Source organism: Comamonas jiangduensis, from assembly GCF_030162955.1.
In the GTDB taxonomy this organism is placed as follows: domain Bacteria; phylum Pseudomonadota; class Gammaproteobacteria; order Burkholderiales; family Burkholderiaceae_C; genus Comamonas; species Comamonas jiangduensis.
Map to the genome: position 1 here is coordinate 1 of NZ_JARXOV010000011.1, position 12,546 is coordinate 12,546.

The 12,546-nt window shown below is 56.9% G+C and carries 13 protein-coding genes; 5 read left to right on the forward strand and 8 right to left on the reverse strand.

From position 1 onward, the window contains the following. Positions 1–699: 699 nt before the first annotated feature. The 4 genes from QEP12_RS09910 to coaD all read left to right on the forward strand — a co-directional run bounded on the left by QEP12_RS09910 (position 700) and on the right by coaD (position 4,867). Entirely contained in the window at positions 700–2,160 is a 1,461-nt protein-coding gene (locus tag QEP12_RS09910; RefSeq protein WP_284214127.1) for a M16 family metallopeptidase, read from the forward strand. A gap of 17 nt (positions 2,161–2,177) precedes the next feature. Then, positions 2,178–3,530, forward strand: coding sequence for a M16 family metallopeptidase (locus QEP12_RS09915; RefSeq protein ID WP_284214128.1), 1,353 nt, complete (start codon positions 2,178–2,180; stop codon positions 3,528–3,530). Beyond that, positions 3,530–4,252 carry a 16S rRNA (guanine(966)-N(2))-methyltransferase RsmD gene (rsmD, locus tag QEP12_RS09920; RefSeq protein WP_284214129.1) on the forward strand — a complete coding sequence of 241 codons (723 nt, stop codon included), beginning with the start codon at positions 3,530–3,532 and terminating at the stop codon, positions 4,250–4,252. The genes QEP12_RS09915 and rsmD overlap by 1 nt, the downstream gene beginning before the upstream one ends. A gap of 123 nt (positions 4,253–4,375) precedes the next feature. Then, complete coding sequence (gene coaD, locus QEP12_RS09925) at positions 4,376–4,867, forward strand: pantetheine-phosphate adenylyltransferase (protein ID WP_174864202.1); 492 nt, start codon at positions 4,376–4,378, stop codon at positions 4,865–4,867. A 73-nt stretch (positions 4,868–4,940) separates the two neighbouring features. On the opposite strand, the gene QEP12_RS09930 is transcribed toward coaD, so the two are convergent. From QEP12_RS09930 to QEP12_RS09950, 5 genes are all read right to left on the reverse strand, one after another. Beyond that, positions 4,941–6,032: a zinc-binding metallopeptidase family protein gene (locus QEP12_RS09930; protein WP_284214130.1), complete on the reverse strand. Its 1,092-nt coding sequence runs from the start codon at positions 6,030–6,032 to the stop codon at positions 4,941–4,943. A gap of 118 nt (positions 6,033–6,150) precedes the next feature. Further along, the gene (locus QEP12_RS09935) at positions 6,151–6,471 is read right to left on the reverse strand and encodes a BON domain-containing protein (protein ID WP_219162652.1); all 321 of its coding nucleotides are present in this window, start codon (positions 6,469–6,471) and stop codon (positions 6,151–6,153) included. A gap of 77 nt (positions 6,472–6,548) precedes the next feature. Next, complete coding sequence (locus QEP12_RS09940) at positions 6,549–6,986, reverse strand: hypothetical protein (protein ID WP_174864199.1); 438 nt, start codon at positions 6,984–6,986, stop codon at positions 6,549–6,551. Positions 6,987–7,061: 75 nt separating this feature from the next. Next, positions 7,062–7,229, reverse strand: coding sequence for a DUF1328 domain-containing protein (locus QEP12_RS09945; protein WP_174864200.1), 168 nt, complete (start codon positions 7,227–7,229; stop codon positions 7,062–7,064). 244 nt (positions 7,230–7,473) lie between these two features. After that, the gene (locus tag QEP12_RS09950; RefSeq protein WP_284214131.1) at positions 7,474–8,841 is read right to left on the reverse strand and encodes a CHASE3 domain-containing protein; all 1,368 of its coding nucleotides are present in this window, start codon (positions 8,839–8,841) and stop codon (positions 7,474–7,476) included. Positions 8,842–8,993: 152 nt separating this feature from the next. Here QEP12_RS09950 and QEP12_RS09955 point away from each other — a divergent pair, with 152 nt between their 5' ends. Continuing rightward, complete coding sequence (locus QEP12_RS09955; RefSeq protein ID WP_219162649.1) at positions 8,994–9,626, forward strand: response regulator; 633 nt, start codon at positions 8,994–8,996, stop codon at positions 9,624–9,626. 94 nt (positions 9,627–9,720) lie between these two features. Here QEP12_RS09955 and QEP12_RS09960 read toward each other — a convergent pair whose 3' ends face one another. The 3 genes from QEP12_RS09960 to QEP12_RS09970 all read right to left on the reverse strand — a co-directional run bounded on the left by QEP12_RS09960 (position 9,721) and on the right by QEP12_RS09970 (position 12,520). After that, positions 9,721–10,089: a response regulator gene (locus tag QEP12_RS09960; protein WP_219162648.1), complete on the reverse strand. Its 369-nt coding sequence runs from the start codon at positions 10,087–10,089 to the stop codon at positions 9,721–9,723. 87 nt (positions 10,090–10,176) lie between these two features. Then, positions 10,177–10,929 carry a HesA/MoeB/ThiF family protein gene (locus QEP12_RS09965; RefSeq protein WP_219162647.1) on the reverse strand — a complete coding sequence of 251 codons (753 nt, stop codon included), beginning with the start codon at positions 10,927–10,929 and terminating at the stop codon, positions 10,177–10,179. Between the two features lie 142 nt (positions 10,930–11,071). Then, positions 11,072–12,520: a S41 family peptidase gene (locus QEP12_RS09970; RefSeq protein ID WP_284214132.1), complete on the reverse strand. Its 1,449-nt coding sequence runs from the start codon at positions 12,518–12,520 to the stop codon at positions 11,072–11,074. Positions 12,521–12,546: the final 26 nt, after the last annotated feature.

The window sequence follows — 12,546 nt, forward strand, 5'->3', positions numbered from 1 at the left end:
CAACAACTTGCGTTGCTTTTGCCTGTCTGTTTAGGACTCATCTATCCTGGGGCTGTTGATTGACGACGTGTGTCTAGATTCCACAGGCACAACCTACAGCACACCTTTTTGGTTATGGCCTATCAGCAGATTTGGCCATTCAATGCTGACCCAGGTTCAGACGATGATTCACTTGCGTTGTCCATACAGAACTAGCCTAGCCCCTTCACCTCCTTCTACTGGCGGTGTCCAAAAGCACCCTCACGGGTAACATCTGCCGCTTGCGCTGGGGTACATTGTCAGAAAGGCTTCACACAGGTGCATTACTGCTCCTGCATGCTTTCTTAGGCTACTTGTGGTCGTACACAAGGTCATGGCAGTCCATCGCTGGAATGCATGACAAGGTCGATCAGAGCTTTGCGCCCTTTTGCTGTAACAGCCACACATCAGGAAAATTCAGACGTGTATCATCCTCACAACATTGCTGTCGTGAAAATCAGCCAAAACGGCGCGCAAATCCTTGAAAAAGGATGTGCTAATACTTACCTTCCCCTTTTGAGGGAGGGCTCGCAGCCGAATTGAGCCATCCGGCTGCAGTTTGAGATTGCTATCTATTAGGTAGCAATAGAGCTTGGGCCTATAAGGCTTAAAACTCACTTTTAAAAGGTGGCATAAAGCCACTAAACGGCGCGACACGTGTCGCACAGAATCCTGCATTCTATGAAACTAACTTTATCCCTCCTAATGCTGGTGGCCAGCCTGAGTGCTGCAGCCGAGAATTCGGCGCCAGCGGGCACGATTTCCACATCGCTGAATGCGTGGGCCAGCGCGCAAAAAGCCAATCCGGCCACGGCGGTGCAGCAGTTCACGCTGGCCAACGGCATGCAGCTGATTGTGCAGCCCGACCGCCGTGCGCCCACGGCGGTGCATATGCTGTGGCTGCGCGTGGGGGCCATGGAGGAGGTGGATGGCACCACCGGCGTGGCCCATGCGCTGGAGCACATGATGTTCAAAGGCAGCCAGCAACTGGCGCCGGGTGAGTTTTCGCGCCGTGTGGCGGCCTTGGGCGGGCAGGAAAACGCCTTCACCAACCGTGATTACACCGGCTACTACCAGCAAATCCCTTCGAGCCGCCTGCGCGATGTGATGGCGCTGGAGGCAGATCGCTTTGCCCACAACCAATGGCCCGATGCCGAGTTCACCAAGGAAATCGAGGTGATCAAGGAAGAACGCCGCATGCGCACCGAAGACAACCCGCGCGGCATGTTGTTTGAGCAGCTGTCGGCAGCCGTCTTTATGGCCAACCCCTATGGCCGCCCTGTGGTGGGCTGGATGAACGATTTGGACGCCATGACGGCCGATGACGTGCGTAACTTCCACCGCGACTGGTATGTGCCTGCGAATGCCGCCATTGTGATTGCGGGGGATGTGGATGTGGCGCAGGTCAAAGCCTGGGCCGAGGAAACCTATGGCCAGATTCCTGCCCGCGCATCGGCCATCAGCAAGCCTCGCGAAGAGCCGCAGCAAATCGGTGTGCGCCGCATTGAAGTCAAGCAGCCCGCGGAGCAGGCCTTTGTGGCCATGGCCTACCGCGTGCCCTCCATCCGCAATGTTGAGAACCTGACTGCGCAAGACAAAGACGCCCTGGCGCTGCTGGTGCTTTCTGCGGTGCTGGACGGCTATGACGGTGCCCGGCTCGAGCGCGCCTTGGTACAGGGCAAAGACCGCGTGGCCGACAGCGCCAGCAGCTCTGCCAGCGTCATGGGGCGTGGGCCGGCGCTGTTTATCTTGTCGGGCGTGCCCGCCAAGGGCAAAACGCCTGCCCAGCTGGAAAAAGCATTGCAGGCGCAAATTGCAAGAATTGCCAAGGAGGGCGTGAACGCGGCAGAGCTGCAGCGCGTCAAAACACAGTGGCTGGCCTCACAAATTTATGAGCGCGACTCCGTGATGGGGCAAGCCCAGGGCTTGGGTAATTACTGGGTGCTGGGCATGCCGGTGAATGCCGATGACTTGCTGGTCAAGGCCTTGATGGACATCAGCGCCGCCGATGTGCAGCGCGTGGCCGGCCAGTACTTCCGGGCGGATCAGTTGACCGTTGGCACCTTGGTGCCCCAGCCGCGTCCTGCAGGCCAGGCCGCACGCCCCGCATCGCCTGTGGATGCCAACACGCTCCAGCACTGAACCCCACGGAAAGCTTGATGATGAAGACGAAAACAATAGCTGCCGGCGCTTGGCTGGCTTGCACTTTGGCTGGTTTGGGCGTGAACTCTGCCTGGGCCGTGCTGCCCATTCAGCACTGGCAACAAGCTTCGGGCGCCAAGGTGTGGTTGGTGGAAAGCCCCAGCATTCCCATGGTGGACATTCAGGTGGCGTTTGATGCCGGTGCGCGCCGTGAGCCGCAAGACCAAGCAGGGCTGGCCACCGCACTGGCCATGATGACGGACAAGGGTGTGAAGGCCCAGGGCCAGCAGCCCGCACTGGATGAAAACGCCTTGGGTGAAGCGTGGGCCGATTTGGGGGCCTCGTTTGACGCGGGGGCCGGCAAAGACAGCTTCAACTATTCGCTGCGCAGCCTGACCGTGCCTGATTTGCTGCAGCGTTCGGTGCAACTGGCGGCCCGCCAGATTGCCCACCCCAGCTTGCCTGCCGACGTGTGGCAGCGTGACCGTGCACGCTGGAGCGCGTCGATTGCAGAGTCGAACACCCGACCCGGCACCGTCGCAGGCCGCGCTTTTACCCAAGCGGTGTATGGCGGCCACCCCTACGGCTGGCGCACCACGGAGCAAACGCTGGCCAAGATTGATGTGAAAGCCATCCGGGCGTTTCACGACCAGTACATCCAGGCTTGCCGCGCCAAAGTCAGCGTGGTGGGGGCGGTAGACAAAGCACAGGCCGATGCCTTGGTGACGCAACTGCTGTCGCAATTGCCCAAAGACGATGGCAAAGGCTGCCAGCCGCTGCCAGCCGTGGCCGAGGTGCCTGCGCTGAAGGCCGCGCAAGATGTCCGCATCCCCTTCCAGTCTGCGCAGGCGCAGGTGCTGATCGGCCAGCCCGGCATCAAACGCAATGACCCAGATTTTCTGGCCCTGCTGGTGGGCGACCACATTCTGGGCGGGGGCGGGCTGGTCTCGCGCCTGATGGAAGAGGTGCGCGAAAAGCGGGGGCTGACGTATGGCGTCTCCAGCAGCTTCTCGCCCGGGCTGCATGCGGGGGCCTTTGTGGTCAGCCTGCAAACCCGCCCCGATCAGGCGGAGCAAGCGCGCCAGGTGGCGCAGGAAACCTTGGCCAAGTTTGTGGCCGAAGGCCCTACGGAGCAAGAACTGCGTGATGCCAAGGACAATCTGATTGGTAGTTTTGCGCTGCGCATCGACAGCAATCGCAAGCTGTTGGCCAATGTGGCCAACATCGCTTGGAACGATTTGCCCTTGGACTATTTGGACCATTGGACGGACAAGATCGAAGCCTTGACGGTGAACGATGTGCGCAGCGCCATGCAGCGTGCGATCCAGCCGGATCGCATGGTGACCGTGGTGTTAGGGGAAAAGAAATAATGGGTCGCAACAGTTATCGCACGATCGAAGAAGCCTTGGCGTTGGAAGCGCGCCTGAAAAAACGCGAAGCCTTCAAGCAAGCAGAAGCCGAAGCCTTGGCCGTGGCTGCCGGCAAAAAGCCGGGCAGCAAAGCGCAAAAGCCTGCCAAGCCGGGCAGCGCTGGCGCGGGGGAAGTGCGCATCATCGGCGGCCAGTGGCGCCGCACACGACTGGCTGTGGCGCAGCGCCCGGGCCTGCGCCCCACGCCCGATCGTGTACGTGAAACGCTGTTCAACTGGCTGGGCCAAGACTTGGGGGGCTGGCGCTGTATCGATGCCTTTGCGGGCACGGGCGCTTTGGGCTTTGAAGCCGCATCACGTGGTGCGGCGCAGGTGCGCTTGGTGGAAAACGATGCAGGGCTGGCCCTGCAGCTGGAGCGTTTGGCGCAGCAGCTCAAGGCCGAAGGTGTGCAGGTGCAGCGCGGTGATGGCATTGCCGCGCTGACGCAGAGCGCACCGGGCCATTGGCATGCCATTTTTGTGGATCCGCCTTTTGGTGCCGAAGCGCTGTTTGTGCCTGCCATCAAGGCCGCAGCCCATGCGGTGGCCGACGATGGCTTGATCTATCTGGAAGCGCCCCAAGCGTGGACGGATGAGGCGTTGGCTGAATTTGGGCTGCAGCAGCACCGTTATTTGAAGGCGGGTGCAGTGCACGCACATTTGCTGAAAAAGATCGCTGTTTAAAACGCGGTGTCTTTAAATTTATAGCTGCTAGCGCTTGTCACATAAGCGCTAGCAGCTATTTTTATGCCTAAAACTTCCAAAGGCATAATGCCCGCCATCATTGAAAAAAGCATGGAGACCGCTATGGCCGAGCACGTGGTTGCCGTTTACCCCGGCACATTCGACCCGATCACTCTGGGGCATGAAGACATGATCCGCCGCGCCAGCGCCATGTTTGGCACGGTGGTGGTGGGCGTGGCCATGGCCCACCACAAGAAAACCATGTTCACCTTGGACGAGCGCATGGCATTGGCGCGGGCCGTGTTTGCCGATGTACCGAACGTGCGCGTGGAAAGCTTTGATGGCTTGGTGCGTGATTTTGTGCTGGCACAGGGCGCCACGGTGATGGTGCGTGGTTTGCGCTCAGGCACCGACTTTGATTACGAATTTCAGCTGGCGGGCATGAACAAACACTTGCTGCCTACGGCAGAGACCGTGTTCCTCACGCCCAGCGCGGAAACCATGTTCATCAGCAGCACCTTGGTGCGCGAAATTGCTACGCTGGGTGGCGACGAGGTGCGCAAGTTTGTATCGCCTACGGTGCTGCAAGCCCTGCTGGCAAAGCTTGCACGCTGAAGGGAAGGTCCTTGGAAGAGGGCTACCTGACTTCTCGTTCTGTCGCTAGCGCGTGGGCAGCAAGGCTGCTGCCTTACTGTCTGGCAGCCCACCGCATGCGGTGCTCCATGACCACTTCGTGAACAAACTGCAGCTTGGTGACTGCGCCAGGTGACGGCGCAAAGGGGTAGGCATCGCTGTGCCCCAGGCTGCGGTTGAGGCTGTTGAGCATCAGGGTGAGCGGCACACACTGTTGCAAGATGTGCTCAAACGGTGTGTGGATGGGGGTGAACGGATCTTCCAGCGGCGGCCAACTGGCCAAATGCCCCGGAAGACGTAACTGCACCCGGTAGCTGGCGGCAGTTTCTACCAAGTCCATGGTGTGCAGGTAATGGGCCCATGTCTCTGCCCAGTCCTCCCAGGGGTGGGTTGCCGCATAGGCGCTGATGTGCTGTTGCTGCCAGCCATCGGGGCCTGCGGGCCCACGTGCATAGTGGGCTTGCAAGGCTTGGTCATAGTCTTGGCGCTCGTCACCAAATAAAGCGCGAAAACGGGGCAACCATGCAGAGTCTTTGATCAGCACATCCCAAAAGAAATGACCAGACTCATGGCGCAAATGCCCAAGCAGCGTGCGGTAAGGCTCAAACATGGCCAATCGGCGCCGTGCCCGTTCGTCATCATCTGCTTCTGCCACGTTCAGGGTGATGGTGCCGCTGGCATGCCCCGTCATGACCGGTGTTTGCCCCAGCTGATCTTCCAAAAAATCAAACACAGGGGCCGGCAGACCTTGCAATGAGGTCAGTTGCAAACAGGACAGCGTATAAAAAAGATAACGTTTGGCGTTCTCGAGTTGGTTGGCGCGCAGCAGGTTCTGTGGATTTTCAAAATTGGGCAACCAGCGGGTCTGGCGGCAAGAGACGCAATAGGGCTGGCTGCCATCAGCATCCGTCGTGAAGTTACAGGCAGCACCTTGGCTGCTGCGGTTGTGGCACATGCGCAGCAAAGGCGTGGTTTGCTGCAATGCGGGCGATTGTGGCACCCACATGCCCGGTGTACTGCCTGATGGTGCCAGTGCTGCCATGCGCATCTGTTCTGGCACAAAAGCCAGAGAGCAGCCGCAATGCACACAGCTGGTGCTTTCAAAAAACACCAGATGTCCGCAATGGTCACAGTTAAAAGCGCGCATAGAGGTTGAGCTTAGCGAGGAATCCGGGAAATAAAAAATGCCGACCTCATTGAGGTCGGCAGTGTCTAGCGGGTACCGCCTTTTGTGCAAAGGCGGCGTTCACACGCTGGGGCTGGATTTAAGGGCGTACCACGATGCTGTTGCGCACGGATACCACGCCCTTCACACTGCGTGCCAGTGATTCTGCACGGTCTTTCTCGGCCTGGCTCTTGGCAAAGCCAGACAGCTGCACGGTGCCCTTCAACGTCTCTACGCTGATAGATGTGGCAGCCACGTTCTTGTCTTCGGCAAACTTGGCCTTGACCGCTGTGGTGATGCCTGCATCATCCACATAAGAGCCTACGGTTTGCTGGTTGCGGGCGACGGAGCAGCCTGTGGCACCAATGATGGTGGCACCGACCAAGGTTGCAAAAGCAATAGCACGGGTGGTTTTATTCATAGTTGCCTTTCTGCGTTGGAAGTAAGTGATGGAAGACGCCATGTGGCATCCGAGCACCCAGAGGGAAACGGAAGGGTTTAACGGCGGCGGCCCATGAGGAAAGCAGCGGCTACCGCCGCTCCTGCCGCTGCGGCCATCAGCATGGATTTGCAAGGCTGTTCCACGACATAGCGTGTGGTGCTTTCTGCGGCTTGCTGGAACTGGCGGCGTGCACGGTCAGAGCTTTCGGCGCAGAAATTGATACTTTTGTGGCAAAACTCTTGGGCGCGTGCTGTCAAGTCATCAATTGCGGGACTGAGTTCTTTTTCTACAGCGCGAATACCTTCTTGCGCCTGATCGAACGCATTGCGTGCAGCTTCACGGGTAGTGTGAATGGCTTCTTGGGCCGAGTTTTCAGTGTCTTGTACAAACTCTTTGGCACTGGCCTTGGCGGTGGCCGCTGCGTCTTTCACAGCCTCCTTGGTGGCATCCGCAGCTTCCGCAATTTTCTTCTTTGAGTCTTCGATATGGGTCATAACAACTTTCTCAGTACATATTCATAGGGATAGAGCGCGGTGCGCGTACAGCGCAGCGCAAAACACATGGTGGGGTCAGCCCTTTTTCTTCAGCAGACTCATGACGAACGTAACCACGGCCATGACCACGAAGATAAAGAACAAAATTTTGGCAATACCGACAGCCCCAGATGCAATGCCACCAAAACCAAAAACGGCAGCAATCAAAGCAATGATGAGAAATACAACGGCGTAATGCAGCATGGACTAGCCTCCTCAAGTGTTTGCAATGTGCAGCGCCGCATGTTGCGTACAGCGCTTTCACCAGTACCTTCACTGTAGTGAGATGCAGAACGCAGCTGTGCCAGTACTGCTTGCGCATGTGTGTCAGGTTGCTGCGCTGCGCTGGTGTGCGTGATGGCCTACGCTAGTGCCGGTGTGTTTCAAGGTGCATCGTTCCGCAAAAAAGCCACCCTGAGGTGGCTTGGTGGTGGGGCGTAGATGCCACTCAGGCTGTGGCCAGTGCCTCGGTGGTGCTGGCGCCGGTAGGGATGACCGCTGAAATAGTGGTCCCCTCGCCGATTGCAGAATTGATGGTCAGGCGCCCACCCGTGGCTTCAACGCGATGGCGCATGCCGGCGAGTCCGTGGGAGTTGGGCCGGATAGATGCCAGGTCAAAACCCTCACCGTTATCTTGAATTTGCACTGCGACATAGGTGGGGTAGTTGTGGACGCTGACTGCAATTTTGCTGGCTTTGGCGTATTTGCCAATATTGGTCAGCGACTCTTGCACCAAGCGGTAGATGGTCAATTCGGTCGCGTCTGGTAGTTCTACAGCTTCCAAATTCGCTTCGACTTCCACACCAATACGCTGAGAGAACTCGTTGGTCAAAATCTCTAAGGATGTAGAGAGGCCTAGATTGGCCAATGACGAAGGGCGCAGGTCTTCCACGATGCGGCGCTTGAGCGCAATCCCGCTGTTCAGCGTTTCCGTCAGGTGCTTGACGCGGTCGGCAACTTCGGGGTTGGACATTTCGATCTTGGACTTCAAGCGTGCGACATCAAGTTTTGCGGCAGTCAGCAGGGCGCCCAGTTCATCGTGCAACTCGCGTGCCAAATGCCCGCGTTCGTCTTCGCGGACTTGTTGCAAGTGATTGGCCAACTCTGTCAGGGTGGCAGTACGCTCGCGCACCAGTTGCTCCAAGCGTGTGCGCTCTTCCGACAGCAGGGCTTGCTCCCGCTTGTGCAAGCGCTCGACGATATTGTGCTGGCGCAGGTACAGGTAAAAAGCCAGCAGACCTATGAGGGTGATCGTGGCAACGCCCACACGCGCCCACACCAGGGAAGACTGCACTTCATCTTGATAGCGCTGGGCTTCTTGCACGACAGACTCTTCCAACTCACGCGAGAGGGTACGGATGCTGTTCATATCGCTGTTGCCCATGTCGGTGAACATGACAAACTTCAGCGCATCGGCATTGCCTTCGCGAAACAGCTTCAGGCTTAAATCCATTTCCGCAGTTTTTCTCGCAATGCTCTGGCCCAATGTCAGAAAAACGTCGGATTTGCTGGGGTCGTTCTCGATGTTTTTACGAATGTTTTCTAAAGACCTGGAAATATCTTTGCTGGCTTCTTGATAAGGCTCCAAATACTTAGGGTCATTGGTCAGTAAATAGCCGCGCAAACCTGTCTCGGCATTAAGCATGTCTTTCATCAGCACACTAATCGAGGTGCGAATGTCGTATGCACGCGTCAGGTTTGTAAGTAATTCGCTTGTTTGTTTGTAGCCGTATTCGCTGACGCCAATCATGAGGCATGCCGCAAGGATTGCCAGCGGCAAACTAATGGCCATACGGCGTAACGTTGTCCAATTCACAGTGATTCCTCCAACTGACGTTCAGTTTGGGGCAGATGGTGGACATAATCAAGTTGCTTTGAGACAGGGTTAGCGCTGTGTGCTGCAAGCATTTGTATTGCGAAACTTAGAACGTATAGGGATGTGTCCCTGAAAACAGGAAAGAGGCTTCGATGATCAAAGTAGGTATCGTGGATGACCATGCGATTGTGCGCTCGGGACTGCGCCAGTATTTGTCTGAGCACGTGGACTTGCGCGTTGCAGGGGAGGCAAGCAATGGGCGTGAAGCGATTGATCTGGTGCGTCAGCAAGACATTGATGTGTTGGTGATGGACTTGTCCATGCCAGGGCAAAGTGGCTTGGATGCGTTGGCGATGCTGCGCGCTAAGGCGCCAGACATGGGCATTTTGATTTTGAGTGGCTACCCTGAAGAGCACTATGCGATCAATCTGATTCGCCAAGGCGCAAGTGGTTACCTGAATAAAGAGTGCGAGCCCAAGGAGATTGCTGAGGCCATTCGCACGATTGCCTTGGGTCGTCGCTATCTGACGCCTACAGTGGCCGATTTGCTGGCCCAGCAGCTCAATCGCAAAGATGACGCGCCGCCACATGAGCAGCTTTCTGAACGTGAATTTCAGGTGTTTCTGAAGCTGGCCAAGGGTGAAACAGCCGGAGACATTGCCAAGTCGCTGTCTTTGAGCGTGAAGACGGTAAGTACCTATCGCACCCGCTTGATGGAAAAGATGGCCTTGTCTTCAAATAGCGATTTGACGTACTACGCTTTGAAGAACAAGCTGATCGATTGATCATTGAGCCATCGATTCAGTGCTGGCTGTAGTGAGGACAAAAAAGCTGGGTATCACCCAGCTTTTTTTATGCCCATGTTGCTTGCTGCCAGACTCAGCCCATTTCCATGCAGAAATCCAGCAAGGACTCGATTTCATTGGATTTGTCAAAAATGGCGTCCACCCCCAATTCGGTGCATCGCTGCCTGACGTCCAAGGTGGCGTAGTTGCTGAGGACGATCACGCGTTGGCTGGGTTTGCGTTTTTGGCAGGCAGCCACCACGCCTAGGCCACTGCCTTGCCGCAAAAACAAATCGACGATGGCCAAATCCCAATCGTTGTGTGGATCCGTGAGCCATGCAGTACCTTCGGCTTCGGTTTCTGCATAGCCGACGGGCTCAACATCCGTGAGTTCGAGCAGCGTCTCAATCAAATTTTCGCGGATCGTGGCATTGTCTTCCACGAAAAAAGTCTTGAGTGTCACGGTGCTAGTAGGGCAAGTAAAAGGGGGTTAGTGAAAACTGAGGGGCCATTTTGCATTGCTCATTTCGCAGAAGGTGTAGTCAATCTCCTACTTGTTGTTACAACAGACGGAGCACTCTGGATTTCGGCTGGTGCGCATGCGCGACCACTCCATACTTTTTCCGTCTAACATCAACAGCTTGCCGACCAGCGGGTCACCAATGCCAGTGATGATTTTCAGCGCTTCAGCCGCTTGCATAGCACCAATAACACCGACCAATGGTGCCAAAACGCCCATGGTGGAGCACTGCACTTCCTCAAACTCATCCTCAGGGGCAAACAGACAGGCATAGCACGGTGAGGTGTCTTTGCGCGGGTCAAATACCGTGATCTGCCCATCAAAGCGAATGATGGCGCCAGCCACCAAAGGAACACGGTGTTTGACACATGCCGCATTCACAGTTTGCCGTGTACGGTAGTTATCGCAGCAGTCCAAAACGACGCTGGCCTGTGAGACAAGTTCGTCAAGCAAAGCAGCGTCGGCATGTTGCTGAATGCATTGCACTTGGACATCGGGGTTGAGCGCCTGCAGTGCCTGTGCAGCAGACTGCACCTTGGGTTGGCCTACACGTGCCGTGGTGTGGGCAATTTGACGCTGCAGATTGGTCAAATCGACGGCGTCATGGTCCACCAAGGTGATGTGGCCCACGCCAGAGGCGGCGAGATAAAGCGCAGCCGGGGAGCCCAAGCCACCGGCGCCAATGATGAGCGCGCGTGCGTCCAGCATGGCTTGCTGGCCTTCGATGCCGACTTCGTCGAGCAGGATGTGGCGCGAGTAGCGCAGAAGTTGGTCGTCGTTCATGGGGTGTCCATGAAAAAAGCCGGGCATATATACCCGGCTGTTTTGAAAAAAAAAGTAGAGCTGCTAGCGCTTTTATTTCTTGGCGTTCAGATACTTTGGATAGTGAAGTCAAGAAAAGATAAGCGCTGGCTGCTATCTTTGTTTATTCGTCCTTGTCCTTTTTCTCGGGCTCACGCTCGGTCAAAGTCTTGCTGACTTTGACGGGCAGGCCCTTGAGCTGGTTCAAGGCCTGTTGTAGTTGGAAGTCCTTGGCGGAGCCAAACTCGGGCAGTCGGCGCTCCGTCACGGGCTTTTTGCTGTCCTCTTCCAGACGCTTGCGCGCTTCTTCACGCAGTTTCTCGCGTGCTGCCACGGCTTGGGCTTCGGCACTGGGGTCTCCGTTGCCGATGTGCTTTTCCAAGTCAGATTCGCGCATGCGCAGGGCAGCGTAGACATCGCCCTCGGCGGTCTCGTCCACCATCACGTCGGGCACGATGCCTTTGGCCTGGATGGATTTGCCACTGGGGGTGTAGTACAGCGCGGTCGTCAGCTTCAGGCCCGTGTCGGGGCCCAGGGGGCGCACGGTTTGCACCGAGCCCTTGCCAAACGACTGGCTGCCCATGATGGTGGCGCGCTTGTGGTCTTGCAAAGCACCGGCCACGATTTCGCTGGCCGAAGCTGAGCCTTCGTTCACCAGCACCACCAGAGGCACTTTTTTGAGTGCGGCGGGCAGGCGCTGCAGCGGATCACCCGAGCCACGGCGTGCGTAGAACTCTGGTGTGGCCTTGAAGGTGGCCTTGCTTTCTTCCAGTTGGCCATTGGTGCTGACCACTGTCACGCCTTCAGGCAAGAAGGCGGCAGAGATGGCGACTGCAGCGTCCAGCAGCCCACCGGGGTCGTTGCGCAGGTCCAGCACCAAGCCCTTGATGTTGGGGTCTTCTTTGTAGATTTCTTCAATCTTGCGCACAAAGTCGTCGACCGTGCGTTCCTGGAACTGGCTCAGGCGTACCCAGCCGTAACCGGGCTCAATCAATTTGCCCTTGACGGACTGGGTCTTGATTTCTTCGCGCGTGATAGTGACGGGGAAGCTGCGGCTTTCATCCTTGCGCAGGATGGTCAGTTCCACCTTGGTCTTGGGCTCACCCCGCATGCGCTTGACGGCATCGTTGAGGCTCAAGCTTTTGACAGCGGTGCTGTCAATTTTGGTGATCAGGTCGCCAGGTTTCAGGCCCGCGCGGTCTGCGGGAGAGCCTTCAATGGGCGAGACAATTTTGATCAGCCCATCTTCTTGCGTGATTTCAATACCTACGCCCACAAAGCGGCCGGAGGTGCCTTCGCGGAATTCCTTGAAGGTTTTTTTATCGAAATACTGCGAGTGGGGGTCCAAGCTGGACACCATGCCGGAGATGGCATCGGTGATGAGCTTTTTATCGTCCACAGCCTCGACGTAATCCGTCTTGATGATGCCGAATACAGCCGACAGCTGCTGGATTTCTTCCAGAGGAAGCGGAGAGATACCGCCACGCGCAACCGTTTGCAAAGACACCGTGGTCAATGCACCCGCTAGAACGCCCAGCGATACCCAGCCAGCAATTTTGAGTTTTTGGCTCATAGAGACTTTAGTTTTAGATCAGCGTG